The sequence below is a fragment of the Alteromonas sp. 07-89-2 genome (assembly GCF_013113925.1).
Lineage (GTDB): Bacteria > Pseudomonadota > Gammaproteobacteria > Enterobacterales > Alteromonadaceae > Alteromonas > Alteromonas macleodii.
On sequence record NZ_VTYM01000015.1, the window covers coordinates 57,605 to 77,054 of the forward strand.

At 46.2% G+C, this 19,450-nt stretch carries 15 protein-coding genes; 6 read left to right on the forward strand and 9 right to left on the reverse strand.

Features of this window, described 5'->3' with window-relative positions:
• Nucleotide 1: 1 nt before the first annotated feature.
• Nucleotides 2–2,053, reverse strand: a complete 2,052-nt coding sequence (gene gspD / locus F0261_RS11465) for a type II secretion system secretin GspD (protein WP_015000022.1) — start codon at nt 2,051–2,053, stop codon at nt 2–4.
• 98 nt (nt 2,054–2,151) lie between these two features.
• On the reverse strand, nt 2,152–3,069 hold the full coding sequence (gene gspC, locus F0261_RS11470; RefSeq protein WP_171338024.1) for a type II secretion system protein GspC: 918 nt from the start codon (nt 3,067–3,069) through the stop codon (nt 2,152–2,154).
• 129 nt (nt 3,070–3,198) lie between these two features.
• Here gspC and hslR point away from each other — a divergent pair, with 129 nt between their 5' ends.
• The 5 genes from hslR to F0261_RS11495 all read left to right on the forward strand — a co-directional run bounded on the left by hslR (nt 3,199) and on the right by F0261_RS11495 (nt 10,507).
• Complete coding sequence (gene hslR, locus F0261_RS11475) at nt 3,199–3,603, forward strand: ribosome-associated heat shock protein Hsp15 (RefSeq protein ID WP_014977772.1); 405 nt, start codon at nt 3,199–3,201, stop codon at nt 3,601–3,603.
• 23 nt (nt 3,604–3,626) lie between these two features.
• Nucleotides 3,627–4,526, forward strand: coding sequence for an Hsp33 family molecular chaperone HslO (hslO, locus tag F0261_RS11480; RefSeq protein ID WP_076011999.1), 900 nt, complete (start codon nt 3,627–3,629; stop codon nt 4,524–4,526).
• 446 nt (nt 4,527–4,972) lie between these two features.
• Nucleotides 4,973–6,535, forward strand: a complete 1,563-nt coding sequence (locus F0261_RS11485) for a phosphoenolpyruvate carboxykinase (RefSeq protein ID WP_061486814.1) — start codon at nt 4,973–4,975, stop codon at nt 6,533–6,535.
• Nucleotides 6,536–6,770: 235 nt separating this feature from the next.
• Nucleotides 6,771–9,194 carry a TIM-barrel domain-containing protein gene (locus tag F0261_RS11490; protein WP_061486813.1) on the forward strand — a complete coding sequence of 808 codons (2,424 nt, stop codon included), beginning with the start codon at nt 6,771–6,773 and terminating at the stop codon, nt 9,192–9,194.
• A 140-nt stretch (nt 9,195–9,334) separates the two neighbouring features.
• The gene (locus F0261_RS11495) at nt 9,335–10,507 is read left to right on the forward strand and encodes a sugar MFS transporter (RefSeq protein ID WP_061486812.1); all 1,173 of its coding nucleotides are present in this window, start codon (nt 9,335–9,337) and stop codon (nt 10,505–10,507) included.
• 26 nt (nt 10,508–10,533) lie between these two features.
• Here F0261_RS11495 and envZ read toward each other — a convergent pair whose 3' ends face one another.
• From envZ to F0261_RS11520, 5 genes are all read right to left on the reverse strand, one after another.
• Entirely contained in the window at nt 10,534–11,853 is a 1,320-nt protein-coding gene (gene envZ / locus F0261_RS11500) for a two-component system sensor histidine kinase EnvZ (RefSeq protein WP_014951299.1), read from the reverse strand.
• Nucleotides 11,854–11,989: 136 nt separating this feature from the next.
• Nucleotides 11,990–12,712, reverse strand: coding sequence for a two-component system response regulator OmpR (gene ompR, locus F0261_RS11505; RefSeq protein ID WP_014951298.1), 723 nt, complete (start codon nt 12,710–12,712; stop codon nt 11,990–11,992).
• Between the two features lie 298 nt (nt 12,713–13,010).
• Nucleotides 13,011–14,156 (reverse strand): DUF2855 family protein, encoded by a 1,146-nt coding sequence (locus F0261_RS11510; RefSeq protein ID WP_061486811.1) that lies wholly within the window; start codon nt 14,154–14,156, stop codon nt 13,011–13,013.
• Between the two features lie 167 nt (nt 14,157–14,323).
• Nucleotides 14,324–15,229, reverse strand: coding sequence for a phosphoribulokinase (locus F0261_RS11515; RefSeq protein WP_171338025.1), 906 nt, complete (start codon nt 15,227–15,229; stop codon nt 14,324–14,326).
• A gap of 122 nt (nt 15,230–15,351) precedes the next feature.
• Nucleotides 15,352–16,287 (reverse strand): ion transporter, encoded by a 936-nt coding sequence (locus F0261_RS11520; protein WP_171338026.1) that lies wholly within the window; start codon nt 16,285–16,287, stop codon nt 15,352–15,354.
• Between the two features lie 157 nt (nt 16,288–16,444).
• On the opposite strand from F0261_RS11520, the gene F0261_RS11525 reads away from it, so the two are divergent.
• Nucleotides 16,445–17,206, forward strand: coding sequence for a sugar-binding protein (locus F0261_RS11525; RefSeq protein WP_171338027.1), 762 nt, complete (start codon nt 16,445–16,447; stop codon nt 17,204–17,206).
• 102 nt (nt 17,207–17,308) lie between these two features.
• On the opposite strand, the gene purD is transcribed toward F0261_RS11525, so the two are convergent.
• Nucleotides 17,309–18,601, reverse strand: a complete 1,293-nt coding sequence (gene purD / locus F0261_RS11530; RefSeq protein ID WP_014977766.1) for a phosphoribosylamine--glycine ligase — start codon at nt 18,599–18,601, stop codon at nt 17,309–17,311.
• A gap of 27 nt (nt 18,602–18,628) precedes the next feature.
• Nucleotides 18,629–19,444 (reverse strand): class I SAM-dependent methyltransferase, encoded by an 816-nt coding sequence (locus F0261_RS11535; RefSeq protein ID WP_171338028.1) that lies wholly within the window; start codon nt 19,442–19,444, stop codon nt 18,629–18,631.
• Nucleotides 19,445–19,450 lie beyond the last annotated feature (6 nt).

Sequence of the window (19,450 nt, forward strand, 5' to 3'; positions counted from 1 at the left end):
GCTAGTCGTTACCTTCTTCTTGTTTCTGCTTCTCTTTCTCAGAAAGGTACTCTTCGAATGAAGGTGGCAACGCTAGCGCATCATCCCATTGTGGAATAGTCGGGGTTTCTTCGTAAGGCATTAGCGAAACACCTTCTTGCTGGCGTTTTAGCTGCAGTGCGCGAATGTAATTGTATTTGCGATGGCTGATTGTATTCATGGTTGCACCGTCACGGACAATGGTCGGTTTCAAGAACACCATCAAGTTACGCTTACGCTTGCTGGTTGATGTAGATTTGAATAAATGGCCTAGAATTGGAATATCACCCAGTAGTGGTACCTTAGATTCACTCTCTTGAACGTCTTCGTCGATAAGGCCGCCAAGAACAATAGTACCGCCATCATCAACAATAACCGTGGTCTTAATTTCACGCTTGTTAATTGAAATATCTACTGACGTTGCGCCGCTCACGCTAGACACTTCCTGTTCAATAAGCAATTGTACCGCATCGCCTTCATTGATTTGTGGCGTCACTTTAAGTTTGATACCCACTTCTTGGCGGTCAACAGTTTGGAAAGGGTTAGAGTTATTCGCGCCCGTTGTTGTACCTGTAATAATAGGCACTTCCTGACCTACGATGAAAAACGCTTCTTCGTTATCCATAGTCGTTAAGTGAGGCGTAGCAAGAATATTAGAGTTGGTATCTGTGCTGACCGCTTGTACCACAGCACCCCAGCCATTTTCGATAACGCCCGCAATTAAGCCATTAGCACCGCCTAAAAGGCTCGCTAATGCAGTGTAATCGCCTTCTCGCGTGTTTGTTACTGTATAAGGAGAACCGTCATCAGACACATAGGTTTCAGTGTTAGTATCTTCTTCAGCTTGTTTTAGCGCAACCGCTAGGCTTCCCACTGGTACAACACCATTATTAAACTGGGTACCACCACCTTGTTCTGACACCCACTGCACACCCAAAGTAGTGCCGTCACCTTCAAAGACCTCAACAATGATGGCTTCAACTTGTACTTGCGCACGGCGAATATCAAGTTGACGTACAACCTCTTCTAATGAGCGCATCATGTCCGGCTCTGCGGTAATAACAATGGCATTAGAATCTTCGTGCGCATCAATGCTGATTTCACGGTTAGAGCCAGCTCGACGTGACGTAGTGCCACCACCTTGCTCTTCAGCTTGAATGCTTGCAGATACGCCCTGTAATACTTTTACTAAATCTTCCGCTTTAGCGTAGTTAAGAAACAGCACGCGGGTATTGCCGTTTGACTCAAGCTCTTGGTCCATGCGCTGAATAAGGTTAATAAGACGCTGACGCGCTTTAATATCACCGCTTACAATAACTGAGTTAGTTCTGTCGTCTGCCACTACGCGAGGCTCAGACTTAGTACCAGTATTGGCTTTACCTTGTGACTTATTAATACTGTCAATAATGCGCACCATTTCTGATGCTGACGCATAGCGAAGTTTAACGATTTCAACTTCTTCGTCACCGGCACGGTCCACGCGCTCGATAATTTCTACCAGTCGGTTCACTACCGCTGCACGGCCGGTTAGCATCATCACATTTGATGGGTCGTGGCTAACTACGTTACCGCCGCCCGCTTGGTCATTTAGCTGGCGTAAAATAGGCGCAAGTTCACGTACCGGTACGTTATACACAGGAACAACGCGAGTGATCATTTCGTCGCCGTCGCGGTTAGCGCCTTCCACTACTGGAATGTTCGATGTTTTGGCGTCTTTAGAGCGAACCACTTTCAAAATACCGCTAGGCATTTCTACAACGGCGAAGTCATACACTTGAAGTACGTTTAGGAAAAACTGGTAATACTGATCTTCATCGAGCATGTCGTAGCTGCGTACGCTTATTTTCCCACGTACGTTGGGGTCGACAATAATAGTGCGCTCTAGATTTTTACCAACGATATTAATGAACTCGTTAATGTCGGTATCTTTGAAATTAGGCATGTACTCAGCGGCTGTCACCGAGAAACACAGAAGCGCCGTGCACATGGCTGTGCTCAAGCGAGATAATAGTTTTTGGCTAGTGCGCCTTTTCATTCTAACGTCCTTCATTTCCTAACTTGTCGATGACCGATTTGCTTTAATTGTTATTTTGCTTACCTAGCGACAATATAGCGCTGCTACCGTTAGTGGTATTAAGACTCGGGTAAATCTAGGTAAAGCGTGGTTAAGCTGCCATCTCGAATAATCGTTAATTCTATTGTTTGTGCATTGCGTAGCTCAGACAGTGCCTCTTGCGATTGCTGCAAGTCGGTAAGGTCTAGCCCGTTAATTTGTGTAATGACATCGCCAGCCTGAAGCCCTGCCGATTTAAATAATTCAGGTTCTTTGCCAGGACTTACTTGATAACCAATAAGCTGGCCTTCTTCGGTTTTTGGCGATATTGAAATAAAGTCTGTGAAGTTAGCGGGGCGTTCTCGCAGAGCAGCGGTTGCTTCTAGCGCTTCTTCGCTAAGCTCAACTGTATCTTCTTCCTCTTCCTGCGGCTCAGGTCGGTTTCTCGCTTGCATTTCACGGCGACGATTAGCTTCATCGTAATCAATTCCGTCAAGCATCAGGGTTTCGTTTCTTACCCCGTTCTTAATAATAACGCGATCGTTATACACCTTTTGCAACGTGGCGTTGGTGTCTTCAATCTTTTCACCTAAACCATATACTGCTTGGCTGCCGCGATTTTCTATAATAGCGGTGCCCGCTTCCTGCTCTGAACTGGCAACAACGCCCGTCAGTGTTAAGTTTAAGCGCGTTTCTGGTGCGTCGGTAACCTCGGCGACCGGTTCAGCAGGTTTGGCCGCAGCATTACCAAATAAATTCAGCTGTTGTATTTTTGCGATGTTGACCCCATTTTGGCCTGACGACGAAGAAATAACCGGAACACGGCTTACTGTGGGTGTCGCAGATAGTTGAGGTTCGGGTATAATTCGCCACACGAGTTTGGCAGCAAATGCAATTAAATACAGGCTGAGCAGAACCACTACGATGGTATGTAGCTGTTTTTGATGCTGGTTCAGATAAACAACCAGAGATTGTGGGTTGGGTTTATTGAATGTCATGCTGCCACTGATGGTACTGCTTTATTATAATATAGTGAATTTTTGGTTAACCGCGCTTTAGCAAACCCATAATAGCCTAGTAAAGGTGAGGGTCACAACACTAAAGCCACACCATTACGAAAATATTACATGAGCCAATCGGATAGCAACAATACAACACAAAATGTCAGGCTGGACAAGTGGCTATGGGCTGCAAGGTTCTTTAAGACCCGCGCAATAGCAAGAGACATGGTGCAGTCGGGAAAAGTCCAGTACAACGGGCAAAGGGCCAAACCTGGTAAGCATGTAGAGCTTGGCGCCATGATTAAAGTTCCCTCAGGATGGGATAATCGTGAAATTAAGGTGCTAGGCTTAAGTGACAAGCGTTTGAGCGCTCCTTTGGCGCAGGCGCTTTTTGAAGAGACGATTGAAAGTGTAACAAAACGTGAAGAAAACCAAACGGCGCGCAAAATGAACGCCTTTCACAGCCCTAAACCAGATCATAGACCTGATAAAAAGCAGCGACGACAGATTATTAAATTTAAGCAGCAATAGTGAGCTGCTCAACAGGATTACTTATGAGCGATTTCGATAAATTACACCGCTTCTTATTTACCCAAGCTAACGTCCGTGGCGAATTAGTTCGTCTTGATGAGAGCTTAACGCAAATTGTGCACAGCTATGAATACCCTGTGCAAATTCAAACATTGTTAAGTGAAATGGCGGCAGCGACGTCATTGTTAACGGCAACGCTTAAGTTTAAAGGTGAAATTTCACTTCAAATTCAAAGTAAAGGCCCGGTAAGTTACGCGGTATTAAACGCCACTCACGAACAAACGCTTCGCGGTGTAGCTCGCTGGGACGAGACATTAGAAACATTACCTGAAACGTTCTCAGAGCTTTTGTCTCAGGCGGTATTGGTCATTACTATCACTCCAGATGAAGGCGAACGTTACCAGGGCGTTGTAGCATTGGATAAACCTTCACTTTCAGAATGTATTGAGAGTTACTTTGCTCAGTCAGAGCAGCTAGCAACTAGCGTTCACTTGATGACAGATCTAAGCGATCCAGAACACGCAAAAGCGTCGGGTGTGTTGCTTCAGGTATTACCTACCGATGCCAGCGCTACCGATGTGTCGCAAGCCAATGAGTTTGCTCATATCACTAAGCTTACTCAAACATTGACCAAAGAAGAGATGTTTTCTTTGTCGGTTGAAGACATTTTATATCGTCTTTACCACCAAGAAGATGTGGAAGTGTACCCAGCTAAAGACGTAACCTTCGCTTGCTCATGCTCAAAGGAGCGCAGCGCAGAAGCACTTCGTCATGTTGAGAAGTCTGAACTTCATGCAATTATTGCTGAAGAAGGCGCGATCAAAATGAATTGTCAGTATTGTCATACCGAATATTGCTTCGATAGTATCGACGTAGAGGCCATTCACAGCGGCAACTTCGACGCACCGTCTTCAAATCAGTAACTACATATTTACTGCTTTATTAAAGTGCCTTCATTCGAAGGTGCTTTTTTGTATCTGAGCTCCTCAAAACATACATCGACGGGTTTGTTCAACACTTCACTTGTGGTTAAAAATTGCTCATCTGTAAGTGTTTAACTTTTCTACACAGTTCAATCTTTCTTTTATTCCTGTACTAGTGAAAGTTTTCATCTCTTCTTTCGAAAGAAAACTGTCATGTTTTATTTTGAAATTCATCGATCAATATAGGTTTTCTACGCCTTATTTTTGCATTTATATCCAAGGAAAAGGCTTTCCTTGTAATTAATTTACAATATTTATGAAATTCCGTTGTAAGAAATAGTGAGTATGTGTTTTATAAATGCTTGCTAGGCCTTGTTTACATTACACTCTAAGAGGTGATACTTTTTTGAAAGTGCTTTTGAAAAATTACATATAGGGTAACAGCCATGACCGCAGCAGCCTCAATTCAAACGGATCTGAAAGTAACGCCACTCACCGACCTGCCAAATGCAGAACTTATCGAGCGCGCCGTAAAGCGCGGCGAAGGTGTCCTCGATAAAAACGGTGCGCTAGTCGTTGAAACCGGAAAACGTACAGGTCGCTCTCCAAACGATAGATTCATCGTTAAAGAGCCTACGACAGAAAACGACATTGATTGGGGCAAGGTAAACAAGCCTTTTGATTCTGATAAATTCGATGCGCTGTGGGATCGCGTTGAAGCTTACCTGTCTACCCAAGAACACTTTCTTTCACACCTTCAAGTGGGCTCAGACCCTGAACATGCCTTGTGGCTAGAAGTAAGAACGCAAACTGCGTGGCAGCATGTTTTTGCTCGTAACCTTTTTATTATCCCAGAGCAGTGGAATGTTAAAGGCGACCAGCCTTGGCAAATTCTGAATGTACCTGGTTTCACCTGTGAGCCAGAGCGTGACGGTACAAACAGCGACGGCACAGTTATCATCAACTTCGCGAAAAAACGCGTATTGCTTGCGGGCATGCGTTACGCGGGTGAAATGAAAAAAGCCATGTTCTCAGTGCAAAACTTCCTGCTTCCGGCAAAAGACGTGCTACCTATGCACTGTTCAGCCAACGTGGGTGAAGAAGGCGATGTGACCTTGTTCTTTGGTCTTTCAGGTACTGGCAAAACAACACTTTCAGCCGATCCTAAGCGTTTCTTGATTGGTGATGACGAGCACGGCTGGGCACCAGGTAGCGTATTTAATATCGAAGGCGGTTGTTACGCTAAATGTATCGACCTATCTCAAAAGAACGAGCCAGTAATTTGGAATGCTATCAAGTTTGGTACCATCCTAGAAAACGTAGTGCTTGATGAAACACGCACGCCGGACTATACCGACACGTCGTTAACCCAAAACTCACGTGCGGCCTATCCGCTTTCACACATTGAAAAGCGCGTTGCTGAAAACCGAGGCGGCGAGCCTCGCTCGGTTGTATTTTTGACCTGTGACGTAAGTGGCGTATTGCCTCCTGTTTCAGTGTTAAGTGAAGAAGCTGCGGCGTATCACTTCCTAAGCGGTTACACAGCGAAAGTAGGCTCTACTGAAATTGGCTCTACTAGCGATATTGAATCAACCTTCTCAACGTGTTTTGGTGCGCCTTTCTTCCCACGTCCAGCAGGCGTGTATGCAGAGCTTCTGATTAAGCGTGTTAAAGCGTTTGGCGCTAAGGTTTACTTGGTTAATACCGGTTGGACAGGCGGCCCTTACGGCACAGGTAGCCGTTTTGATATCCCTACTACGCGCGCCATCATCGACGCAATTGTATCGGGCAATTTGGCTGATGTTGAAACCCAGCACATTGACGCGTTAAACCTAGATGTGCCAGTGGCAATAGACGGTGTAGACAGCAATTTGCTTGTGCCACAAAACACGTGGGCAGACAAAGAGAAGTACAACGAATACGCCGCTAACTTAGTCAACGACTTTAAACAGAACTTTGAAAAATACGACGTTAGCGACGCTATCGTTAAAGCCGGGCCGGGTAACTAACACTCGGTTTGCCCCTTCCCAACGTTCATCACACTCAACGTGATTGATGTTTTGCCCGCACCGTGTTGCGGGCTTTTTTTGTATTGTTGTTAACAAATTTAACATTATGAATACGTATGTTTATTTAAGTTGAGCAATGCACTGGCTATCATTCACCGTACACAAGAAGGCTTTAATTAAGCGCGCTTCGTTAATTAAGTGCGGTTCGCTATGAAGCATAAAGAAGGTTTTGAGCATGATAGACAGGAAACAGCGTATAGCACTTGCATGTGCTGGTTTGGCATTTTTCTCGGTAAATACGGTAGCCGAAGTTCAAACAGCGACACTCGAAAAAGCAACGCTAAATATTGATACGGATACCAATGACTTCACGATAAGCGCGTTGCACGATAGTGGCTTTCAAGTAACGTATCTTACTGATGATAATGGCACGCCTTACGCAAATCTACCGTCTATGGCGCTTCCCGAGCCCGCGTTGACTGGTGTTAAAAACAAAAAAGCTAATGATGTAGAGCTAGTTGAAACTGCGACAACCCTAAACTTAAAACTCAATAATATTGCAGCGCATGTTGATAAGGCGACGCACGCTATCAGTTATTCTGTTAACGGCAAAATTGTCGCGAAAGAGCAAGGCGGACTAAGTATTTCCAGTAAAGGCGTCAGCCTGTCGTTTGCGCTAGATAAAAACGAAAAACTCTATGGTGGCGGCCAGCGCGTCTTAGGTATGGATCGTCGTGGTCATAGCATGCCGCTATATAACAAAGCACACTATGGCTACACCACGTCTTCAAATCAGATGTACTTTGGCTTGTCGGCTGTGATGTCGTCAAAAAATTACAGCGTATTGTTCGATAACACCGCTTCTGGTGAGCTAGATATTGGCAAAACGAACAGCGACGAGTTGCTATTTAAGGCACAAGGCGGCCGTGCTAGCTACATCATGGTGTTGGGTGAAAATTTAGAAGACACGGTTACGAATACCGTAGCAGTTACGGGAAAACAGCCGCTTCCACCGCGTTGGCTGCTGGGTAACTTTGCATCTCGATTTGGCTATAAATCTCAAAATGAGGTGATGGATGTTGTTGATGCCTTTAATACGCAAGATATTCCCGTTGATGCCGTAGTGCTTGATTTATATTGGTTTGGAAAAGACATTAAAGGGCACATGGGGAACTTAAGCTGGGACGCCGCCACTTTCCCTGAGCCTGAGAAAATGATTAGTGAGCTACGCGCTCAAGACGTGAAAACCGTGCTGATAACAGAGCCTTTTATTCTTACGACGTCAAAACAATGGGAAAGCGCCGTTGCCAATAATGCCCTTGCTCAAAACGATAACGGTGCGCCGTATACCTTCGATTTTTATTTTGGCAATACCGGCCTTGTCGATGTGTTCAGTGAAGCGGGTCAAGATTGGTTTTGGCAATATTATGAAAAGCTTGCTGCACAGGGTGTTGCAGGCTGGTGGGGCGACTTGGGCGAGCCTGAAGTGCACCCTGATGATATTCAGCACATGTGGCAGTCTACAAAAGTAAGCGGCGCAGAAGTGCACAATGCCTACGGTCATCAGTGGGCGAAAAGCGTATATAACAACTTAACAGAGCTTCAGCCTGATACGCGCCCCTTTGTGCTGATGCGTTCAGGCTTTTTGGGCAGTCAACGGTACGGAATGGTGCCGTGGACAGGCGATGTGAGTCGAAGCTGGGGCGGACTTAAACCTCAGGTAGAGTTGGCACTTCAAATGAGTGTTTTTGGAATGGCGTATACCCATTCCGACTTAGGTGGGTTTGCTGGAGGCGAAACCTTTGATCCTGAGCTTTATACAAGATGGCTTCAGTTCGGTACCTTTTCACCGGTATTTAGGCCTCATGCTCAAGATAATATTGCGCCGGAGCCAATTTTCCACGCCGACCCCGTAAAGTCTATTGCGCGCAAGTTTATCCAACTTCGCTATGACATGCTGCCTTATAACTATTCATTGGCCTTTGAAAATGCGCTTTACGGTACGCCATTAATGCGTCCGTTAGCTATGGCGTACGGTGAAAGCGATTGGTTTGAAAATGCAGACAGTTATCTGTGGGGCGATGGTCTGTTAGTTTCGCCTGTGACGAGCGCTAACCAAACGGTGTGGCCGACCAAGTTACCCGAAGGCGTATGGTTTGATTTTTTCTCTGATACGAAATACCAAGGTGGTCAAACCGTTAACTACCCGCTAAGCCAAGATAATTTCCCAGTGTGGGTAAAAGCGGGAAGCTTTATGCCAATGACTAAAGGGCTTAGCCGCACAGAGCAGTTTGATGCCCGTAAAATAGAAATGCACTACTGGCATGACAATTCAGTGAATTCATCTTCATATACTTATTACGAGGATGACGGCAAAAATCCAGCGTCTGTCAAAAAAGGCTTATATACAAAGCTACTTCTTAATGCGTCAGTAGACGATAAGGCCGCATTAACCCTGACGCTTGATAGCGAAGGCAGCTATATAGGCATGCCAAAGCAGCGAGACATCACTTACGTCGTGCATGGTTTAAGCGAAAAACCACAGAGCGTTTCAATTGATGGCAGGAGCGTACCTGTAATGTGGGATGAAAAAGGGAAAACGCTTTCACTTGCAACTTCTTGCGATTATCAGCAATCTGTAAAGGTAGTGATTATGTGATAATTAAGGGCTGCTGTTCTTTCTTGCACAGTAAAGGTCAGCGCCCTCAAAAGGTTCACTTTGTGTTCAAGGGCATAACTACGCTGTGCCCTCACGCCTAAATCGGATGTCTTTCTACTGATATCAGCCATGGAGCCTAAATGAGCCGACTTCCTGCCACCATCGTTATTTTCGCTGGTTTTTTTCTAATTGGTAAATTGTTTCTCTTGTGGGGAATATTACTGCCAGATATTGCAGCCGATTTGCAAATGTCTGAAGTAGTCAGCGGCGCACTTTTTTCGCTCTTCTCTGTAGGCATGATGTTAGGCGCTGTGATTGGTGGCAAGTATGCCAGTCGCTTTGACTATATGCCGCTATTAGCTACGTTATTCAGTATGAATACGGCGCTGTTGCTGCTTGTGTCAGTGCTTACCGCTTGGCAATGGTTTTTGGTATTAGCGGTATTAATCGGTGTGGTGAGCTCAACAATATTTACTATTGGCCACACGCTTATAGCACGAATGTACGCAGAAAAGCGCTTTACTATGATGGGCTTAATGGATTTTATGTTCAGTTTAGGAACGTTTGCGGCGTCGTTCTTTGTAACGCTGTTATACCTTGTTGAGCACAACTGGCGTTTACCTATTCAGGTGTTGGCAGGCGTTATGATTGTGCTTTCGTGCTATGCATTTATTGCGGCGCGTTCTCAGGCAAAAGTGCTTAAAGGTCAGCCTAAAGCGCCTAAAAAAACCTTGGCATTTGGGGTCATTATTAAGCAGCCTGTTTTCATATTTCTAACTTTGCTTACCTTTGGCTATGGTGCTGTAGAATTTGGTAACGCGAACTGGTTTGTGAGCTATGCGCAAAACGGCTTAGGCTTTACCGGCGAACAGTCGCGAAACTTACTGGCATTTTTTACCGCTGGTATGGTGATAAGCCGCCTTACTTTCCCGTTTTTACTGCGATTTGTATCGGTACACCGCATGATTGTGCTTATGGCAACAGCATCGCTAGCAGGTGTATTCGCACTGAAGTTAATGCCTTCATTTTACGGGATTGGCGCAGGTAATTTACTGCTCGGCTTAGGGCTAGGTGGGCTCTTCCCGTTAGCACTGTCTGCTGCAATGAATATCGACAGTGACAACGGCCCGGTACTTTCTGGTATTTCTATTATCGGTAACTCTACTGGCGTGCAAGTGGCATCGTTTTCTACCGGACTATGGGCGAACTTCGCGCCACTTACTACGGCGTTTTGGGTGATCCCACTTGGCGGCTGCGTGCTGTGGTTGGCGTCTTATGGATACAGCCGAAAAATTAAGTACCACAGAAGTTAATACCAATCCGTGTAGTGTTTTTGGGCTTAATGGGTTTGATAGGGTAAATAAAACTCTGCGACCAAGCCCTGCTGAGGATGATTTCGCAACGTCACCTCACCATCGTGAGCTTCTACAATTCGCCTTATTATGGCAAGGCCAAGGCCTGAACCTGACGAATTGCGGGCTTTGTCGCCTTGTGCAAACGGCATGAATACACCGTCGAGCTCCGCTTCCGGTATTCCCGGGCCAAAGTCGCGTACTTTGCAATACACGCGCTTTTCGTGGCGATTGTAAAAGCTGCTAATCGCAATATCGTCCGAGCCGTATTTGAAGGCGTTTTCGATGAGATTATCGATCACGCGTTTCATTGCAATTCGTCGTAGCGACAACGGAGGAATGGCGTTGAGTTTAAGTTCAATGTGGTGCTTATCGTCTAAATGTCTGGCTTGTACCAGTTCTGCAATAATCGCGTTTAAATCGGTTTCTTGAGTGACTTCTTCGGTGTCGTAGCGCGCATAGTCAATGAACTGATCGATGATGGCGTTCATGTCTTCTATGTCATTTACAATGCCGTCTTTAATCCAGTCTTGATCTTCTGGCAGCATTTCTGAGGCTAGGCGTATACGGGTAAGCGGTGTGCGCAAGTCGTGAGAAATGCCCGCTGTCATAATATTTCGGTCATTCTCAAGCTGCTTAATACCCTGATTCATGCGGTTAAACGCCCGAGTAACCTGAATCATTTCGGTGCTGCCTTGTTCGCGAAGCGGCGCCGGGTGCTCGCCTTTACCCACCGCTATTGCTGCTTTTTGCAGGGCTGACAACGGGCGAGTCATGCGTCTTACAAACAACCAGCCGCCGGCCACACTTAATATACCAATTACCATCAAGTACATAGTAAGAGGGGATATATTCGCTTCGTTAAGCCCTGAAATAGGAATAGATATCCACGTGTCTGGGTAGCGGTTCAGGGATATCCACACAATGTAAGGTGCATTTTCATCACTGGCCTGCGTGGTAGTGCTAATACGTACATCAGCAAGTTGCCTGAGCTGCTCGCTAACTTGAGAAGAAATATAGCTATAGTATACGGCGCTCTCTAATCCATTCTGTTTGGCAACGCTTTCGTCAAAGACCTGCACCTGTGTTTTTTGAAAATAGCGGTCTCGGGTCTCTTGGTTAGTCACCAACAAATCGTTGGCGAGCACAGATTTAACTTGGGTGGCCAATAAACTGTTAATTTGTTGGTAACTGGGCTGAATAAAGTAATAGGTAACAGAGATGTAGGACACAATCTGATTAATAAGCAACAGCACGCCAATAAGCATGACGGTTTGGCCAAATGCACTTTTGGGAATTAAACGCATAACATGCCGTCGCTTTGAATCATAAGCCAGTGTTTGGAATGGCAGTAGGTAAACGCATAATTAGGGGTCATGAGTAAACATACTTCACTTGCGCACTGGCCAAGACGGGTAGAGCCCGCCGTATCAGTCATAGGTGCTAAACTTGTTCGCCATCAGGCACGAATACGTAGCCCAATCCCCATACAGTTTGAATATAGCGAGGGTTGGCAGGGTCTTCTTCAAGCATTCTTCGTAAGCGCGAAACCTGAACGTCAATACTGCGCTCTAACGCACTATAGTCGCGACCACGCGCTAGGTTCATCAGTTTGTCTCGCGACAATGGCTCGCGGGGGTGAGTAACCAGAGATTTTAATACTGCAAACTCGCCGCTCGTCAGTGTTAAAGGTGTATCGCCAGCTGTCATCTCACGGGTGGCGAGGTTCAGCTTGTAGTTGCCAAATTCCACAATTTGCACATCTTTAGACGGCGCGCCCGGCGCTTCGCTGCTGCGTCTGCGCAATACCGCTTTAGCACGCGCTAGTAGCTCGCGTGGGTTAAATGGCTTAGGCAAATAATCGTCTGCACCCATTTCAAGGCCGATAATGCGGTCAACTTCATCGCCTTTTGCAGTAAGCATAATAATGGGCATGTCGTTTTCTTGCTGGCGCAATCGGCGGCAAATAGACAAGCCGTCTTCACCAGGTAGCATAAGGTCCAAAACCATAAGGTGAAAATTCTCGCGCTCTAGCAGTCTGTCCATTTGTTCTGCGTTAGCCGCACTGCGTACTTGATAGCCCTGTTCGAGTAAATAGCGCTCTAATAGGCTGCGCAGACGCATGTCATCATCAACAACGAGAATTTTAGAGGTTTCCTGACCCATACTCATACCTTTCGTTTTACTTTTGTTTCACTATAACCACAAGATGTGAAATACAAAAGCGAGAAAAGCGTAAAAGGCTGGGGATGTTTGTTACAAATAGTGTCTAGGTCTGTCGAACTTAGATGTAAAGAAAGAGCCAGCAAAGGCCCAGTAAAAGCCCAGCAGACTCCAACGAGGAGGAAGCCATTACGCTTTTCTTCCCACTGAGCTTATAGTGAACTACGTATTGGTGAGAAGCTTTATAACGTAGGCACTGCAACAACACATCAGCAGTTCAAGTTGTAATCCTTAAGGAGCGCTAATCAAAAGTGACGACATTAAGGGCTTTTGTTTGCGCCGTTCCATTAAGCGTTTCTAAATATAACTGCGTTATAGCATCAGCTCCGCGGTGCGATTGCTCATAAAACTGATCGCTCACTTTCTCTGCGAAGCGTTTCCATGCACTGGCGTATTTTGCCAAAAAGGCCTCGTGCCCCCATTCATGTTGGCGCAGTTTCACGCGAGCTGGCGCGAAAAATATCTCTGCATTGAGCAATTTGGGGTTGGGCTTCTCTTGGGCTTTCCAATCTGTCGCACCAATGAGTGTAACGTCGCTCAGGCTGTCGCCAAGCTGCTTGGTAAGGTCATTAATCAACGTACCGTTGGCAGCGAAATCAAGCAGCCAGTAGCGCGCATCGCTGCTTTTACTGCTATTGCCTTCGCTACTCAGGGCTGAGAGTTCGTCATAACTATACACTTCATCGTAGCAGCCGGACGCTTTTACCAAATCCACGTTTTGTTTCGAGGTTAGCCCAACCACCTTGTAGCTTGCGTTTCGAGTGGCCTTTTGGTCTTTAAGTAGTTGCGCTGTACCCAGTGCGGTTTTACTCGAAGCGCTCGACAACAGTAAGGTTTCATTGTTTGCTTTCTCTGCCACATAGTCATCGAGAACAAACGAAGTCATATAAAGGGGTCTAAAATTAAGCTGCCATGCTTCGCGGTTTTTGTCGTAGCCGGGGTCGGCGGCACAGCGAAGATATTGATCGTAAACAGGGCTAATGCTCTTCCGTTTTTCGTGGATGTCTGAAAAACCGTGAGGGGCAACTTTGCCAGCTTTTATCACCCAATGGCTAGCCATAGGCAGGTAGCCGAACACCTTTTCACCTACTTTGATATCGCTATGACAAGACGCCTTAACGGTAGCAAAGCCCCAAACGGGCACAATACCGAAGCCATGTGCTTCATCAACGTCATTATCACTCTTTGCAGGGAAAAAGCCCCAATAGCCCATTTTAAAACCCAGTGCAGCATAGGTGATGTTGTTGGCAGAAAAGCCAAAGCTGTCTGTCTCAAGCAATACTTCGTCTTGCTGTAAGTCGTTGATGTTTATATCGCGGGAAACAACGTTAGTGTTGGCAAGGTTTTGCTGGTCTACCCAAATTTGTTGGCTTTTAATTGTGGTCATAATAGGAGCCTGCTGTGTCAAAAACTAGGTCGAGAAACTAAATCAAGAAACTAAATCAAGAAGCTAAACCAAGAAAGTTTCCGAATAGAACCTAGATTGACGCAGGGCATGAGCCATTACGACTTACTGTTTTAAATACATGCCTATAGAAGCGATGTATATTGGGCTTACTCGTCGCTGCTCAACCAATCCGTCTGATGACCAGCTCTGCGCTTTTTATTTAAGATGTCTTCAAGGAGCGGAGTTAAAATGAGCTCCATGGCTAAGCCCATCTTTCCGCCGGGTACAACCAAGGTGTTGATGCGAGACATAAACGCGCCGTCGATCATTTGAAGTAGGTAGGGGTAGTCCACAGTCTTCATTTCCCGTCTAAAGCGCACAACCACAAAGCTTTCATCTTGGGTTGGAATTTCCCGTGCACTGAAGGGGTTGGAGGTATCAACGGTTGGTACGCGCTGGAAGTTAACGTGGGTGCGTGAAAATTGTGGCGTGATGTAGTGGAAATAGTCGTCCAGTCCTCGCACTATGCTGCTCATTACCGCTTCACGAGAATGTCCTCGGTCAGTGGTGTCGCGTACAATCTTTTGGATCCATTCTAAGTTTACGATCGGCACCATGCCGACCAGTAAATCTACATGTTTTGCTACGTCATTTTCTTCCGTTTTTACACCGCCATGTAAACCTTCATAGAACAGCAAGTCAGTGTTTTTGGGTAAATCTTGCCAAGGTGTAAAGGTGCCGGGCATTTGATTAAAAGGCACGGCTTCATCGAATGTGTGAAGGTATTGTCTAAACTGTCCTGTACCCGAGCTGCCGTATTCCCTAAACAGGGATTCCAGTAGCTCAAAGTCGTTGGCTTTAGGGCCAAAGTAGCTGATATGCCTGCCTTGCTCTTGGGCTTTGCGAATTTCCACTTCCATTTCCGGGCGGGTAAAACGGTGAAAACTATCGCCTCCTACAACCGCAGCATTAACACTTAAGTTCCTGAAAATATGGCGTATAGCGTTGGTCGTGGTAGTAGTACCCGCGCCAGAAGAACCTGTTATAGCAATAATAGGGTGTTTGACAGACATAGGAATTCTTTTTGGAAATGACGGGTACTAGTTATAAGCTGATGTGAGCTAAGAATCAAGGGGAGGTATAAGCGCATACCACTCGATTCTTGGGAGTTGCTTTCGCTCCAGCCTGCGTGTAATCAATCATCTAGCCGTTTGTGATGGTGCTGCAATAGGCGCACAATTAGCTTTGCCTCCTCTTCATCTAAATCAAGAAGTGCGCGAACATGTTCTAGGTGGTGCACATCGTGCTCACTCAACTTTCCGTCGTCCAAAACGCTTCTTACTGTGTCTTTAAACCTATCGCGTTTTAGCTGCATCTGCGACGTGTAGCTAGAAGATAAAATACCCGCTGGTAGGGCGTAAAAACAGATACCCATTATAGTTATGAGGCCGCCAAATATTTTACCCAATGCAGTTATAGGAACGGCGTCACCATAGCCCACCGTGGTCAGCGTGACGAGTGCCCACCACAATGAAGCGGGAATACTGCTAAAAACATCGGGCTGAGCAGCATGTTCAATGTAATAAATACAGGTGGCGGCGATAATCGTGAACAACAAAAGTACGCTTAACGCCGCAATAAGGCTGTGAGACTCGTTGCGCAATACGGTAACGAGAGTTTGCATAGAGCGCGAATAGCGCCCAATTTTTAGAATTCGCATTACCCGAAATATTCGCAAAATACGTAAATCGAACGCCACGAAAACGCTTAAGTAAAAAGGCAGAATTGCCATTAGGTCGACGAGCGCCATGGGGCTTTTCAAATAGGTCCAGCGCTTTTGCCATGTCGTTGTACGTTCGTGATTAGTACGGTTTGGGGCCGATGCGCTGCCGTATAAACGAAGAAAGTACTCAACGGTAAATATCAGTACTGAAACCACTTCGATTATATGAAGTTCGTACTGCCAAATGGCAGGGATACCCGGCACTGTTTCCAGCATCATAGCGACAACATTTACGATAATTAACGCGATAAGAAATACATCAAATATTTTGCTGAGCTTTTTGTACTCGTGAGCCTCGCTGGCAGGCGCAAGGATGTGATAGCACGCGTTTTGAAATGACATAGCCACGGTAGTGAGGGAACGAATGTCCTTTTTATACCAATTACCGTTGCAAATTGGTAATGCTTCTAAAAAAGAAGGAGGTGTTCGGTGCTATTTTCAAGCGCGGATGGGGTCAAAACATGGTAGTTTAAAATACAAATAAGCAAACAAAGAGCGTATCCAATTGAAAAGTGCAAAACATTTAGGGGCAGTACTAACCTCGGCACTGCTTGTGGCTGTGTCTGTGCCCACGGCACAAGCTAAGTCTGACAGCGTACTTTTTTCATCAACGCCACCTGTTATAGATGGTGTAGCCAATGACGCTGCATGGAAAGGGGGCGATTGGCATGAAATGACGTCGCTTATGTGGGGCTCGGCTCCTGAGTCCGGTGATTTTTCTGGTCGATATAAACTGCGATGGAACAAGGATGCGCTGTATCTGTTGGCAGAAATACAAGACGATCACCTCTCAGATACCTATGCCAATCCCCTTGAACGTTATTGGGATGATGACTGTTTAGAAATTTTTATTGATGCTGATGCCTCTGGTGGCGATCACCTTAATAACTACAATGCGTTTGCCTATCACTTAGCGTTAGATAATCAGGTTGTTGATATTGGTCCAAATGAAGCAGGAGAGGCTGTACCACAACTCTACAATGATCACGTAGAGAACAAATGGCAGCGAGATATATCGGCGCCGCATAAGATTCATTGGGAAGCAGCGGTACGTGTATTTGATGATAGCTATCAACACGGAAAAGATAATTCGCCTGCCACCTTAAAAGAAGGTATGACACTGGGCTTTATGCTTGCCTATTGCGATGCGGATGGTGGCGACAGAGAACACTTTTTAGGCTCTCATGAGATCACCCCAGTAAACGGCGATAAAAACTTGGGGTATAAAGATGCGTCGGTGTTTGGAAAAGTGACTTTAACTAAATAGTGTTGGCGATGTATTCGCCACTGTTTTTAGGCAGTTGCCTAATAATTATTAAAAACGCGGCATCATGCCGCGTTTTTAATACTTTGCGCAAGTAAGTTTTAATTACTTGGCTTCAGCTTCACGCGCAATCGCACGGTGCGCAATATCAGTGCGGTAGTACACATCTTTAAACTGAATGGCTTTAAGTAGCTCGTAGGCTTTTTGCTGCGCTTCGGTAACGTTGTTACCCAAAGCTGTAGCGCAAAGTACGCGGCCACCTGCGGTTACCACTTCGCCATCTTGCAGGGCAGTACCTGCATGGAAAACCTTTCCGTCTAACTTAGCGGCTTCTTCGAAACCAGTAATCACGTCGCCTTTATCATAGCTGCCTGGATAGCCGCCAGCGGCAAGCACAACACCTACAGACGCGCGCTCATCAAACTCAATCGTTTTACCAGCAAGTTCGCCTTTGCACGCTGCTTGGCAAAGTGGAACCAAGTCAGACTTTAAGCGCAGCATGATTGGCTGAGTTTCCGGATCGCCAAAGCGGCAGTTGTATTCGATTACCTTCGGAGTGCCATCGGCCATAATCATAAGGCCAGCATATAAAAAGCCAACGTAGTCGTTGCCTTCAGCAGCCATGCCGTTAACTGTTGGCATTATCACTTCTTGCATAATGCGGTCGTGAATGTCCTGCGTTACAACCGGAGCCGGAGAATAAGCACCCATACCACCTGTGTTCGGGCCTTTGTCACCGTCAGCAGCACGCTTGTGGTCTTGGCTGGTGGCAAAAGGTAGTACGTTTTTGCCGTCTACCATGACAATGAACGACGCTTCTTCACCGTCTAGGAATTCTTCAATAACTACGCGGCTGCCGGCTTCGCCAAACGCGTTACCTGCCAGCATGTCGCGGATAGCGTCTTCCGCTTCTTCAAGGGTCATCGCAACAATAACACCTTTACCCGCAGCAAGACCGTCAGCTTTGACTACAATCGGCGCGCCTTTCTCACGCACATAGGCAATAGCTGGGTCAATTTCTGTGAAGTTTTGGTATTCAGCCGTTGGAATGTTGTGGCGAGCCAAAAAGTCTTTGGTAAAAGCTTTAGAGCCCTCAAGCTGCGCGGCAGCTTGAGTGGGGCCAAAAATCATTAAACCAGCGTTTGTGAACGCATCAACAACACCTGCAACTAGCGGCGCTTCTGGGCCTACAATAGTAAGCTCAACATCGTTACCTTGAGCAAAAGAAACCAAGCCAGCAATATCATTTACATCGATAGCTACGTTCTCAAGCTTAGGTTCTGTAGCTGTGCCGGCATTGCCAGGTGCTACAAATACTGTTGAAACATCAGAAGACTGCGCTGCTTTAAACGCTAGCGCGTGTTCGCGGCCACCGCCGCCAATTACAAGTACGTTCATTAACTGTTCCGTTTTGAGTGTTTAATTTTATGATTTTGGTTTGGTGAATTTTAGCGTCATGCGATTGCTCTCGCCAATCGCCATGTATTTTTCGCGATCTTGATCATCTAGCGCCAAACGTGGAGGTAGCGTCCACACACCTTTCGGGTGGTCGGCAGTATCCATTGGGTTAGCGTTGATATCGCTGCTTGCTTCAAGCACAAAGCCTGCTTTTTCGGCGGCAGCCACAACGTAAGAGCGCTTCATGTAGCCACTTTTCTTCATTGCTTCATCATCTGCGCTTTCAGGAAGCTCATGTTCCACTACGCCCAGTACGCCTCCTGGCTTAAGGGCTTTAAAGAAAGCGCCAAATGCATTGTCGATACCCTCGTCACCGTGACGCATATACCAGTTGTGTACGTTGCGAAACGTCAGCACCATATCGGCACTACCTGCGTCGCTAATATCTAACGCTTTGATTGGGTCGAATGCAGTAAGCTCAGCATTTTCGTACTTCATGCCCGGCTTCATTTTTTCTTTGAAGCCTTCCACCGATTTTTTAAAGTAACCGCTGGTTTCATCATCAACGTAAAAGTGAGCAGCTACATACTCACCGTTATCTTTTACAACAGAATAAAGGATGTCGGCGTACCAACCACCACCTGGAGAGATTTCTACCACAGTCATGTCTGGGGTAAGGCCAAAAAAGCGCAGTGTTTGCTGAGGGTTACGGTACTCATCGCGTACTTTTGCACTAGCAGAGCGGATATCGCTCATTGCGGCATCAGAAATCGCATCTGCGCTGGCATAAGTAGCACTTACACCCAGGGTTGCGGCTAACACATATTGGGCTAACTTTTTCATTCTTAT

Bases quoted from the DNA above. Each gene is read 5' to 3' on its own strand.
- F0261_RS11535 (WP_171338028.1), bottom strand. From the start codon at position 19,444: ATGAAAAAGTTAGCCCAATATGTGTTAGCCGCAACCCTGGGTGTAAGT.
- ompR (WP_014951298.1), bottom strand. From the start codon at position 12,712: ATGGGTCAGGAAACCTCTAAAATTCTCGTTGTTGATGATGACATGCGT.
- hslO (WP_076011999.1), top strand. From the start codon at position 3,627: ATGAGCGATTTCGATAAATTACACCGCTTCTTATTTACCCAAGCTAAC.
- F0261_RS11490 (WP_061486813.1), top strand. From the start codon at position 6,771: ATGATAGACAGGAAACAGCGTATAGCACTTGCATGTGCTGGTTTGGCA.
- envZ (WP_014951299.1), bottom strand. From the start codon at position 11,853: ATGCGTTTAATTCCCAAAAGTGCATTTGGCCAAACCGTCATGCTTATT.
- F0261_RS11485 (WP_061486814.1), top strand. From the start codon at position 4,973: ATGACCGCAGCAGCCTCAATTCAAACGGATCTGAAAGTAACGCCACTC.
- F0261_RS11495 (WP_061486812.1), top strand. From the start codon at position 9,335: ATGAGCCGACTTCCTGCCACCATCGTTATTTTCGCTGGTTTTTTTCTA.
- gspD (WP_015000022.1), bottom strand. From the start codon at position 2,053: ATGAAAAGGCGCACTAGCCAAAAACTATTATCTCGCTTGAGCACAGCC.
- purD (WP_014977766.1), bottom strand. From the start codon at position 18,601: ATGAACGTACTTGTAATTGGCGGCGGTGGCCGCGAACACGCGCTAGCG.
- hslR (WP_014977772.1), top strand. From the start codon at position 3,199: ATGAGCCAATCGGATAGCAACAATACAACACAAAATGTCAGGCTGGAC.
- F0261_RS11510 (WP_061486811.1), bottom strand. From the start codon at position 14,156: ATGACCACAATTAAAAGCCAACAAATTTGGGTAGACCAGCAAAACCTT.
- gspC (WP_171338024.1), bottom strand. From the start codon at position 3,069: ATGACATTCAATAAACCCAACCCACAATCTCTGGTTGTTTATCTGAAC.
- F0261_RS11515 (WP_171338025.1), bottom strand. From the start codon at position 15,229: ATGTCTGTCAAACACCCTATTATTGCTATAACAGGTTCTTCTGGCGCG.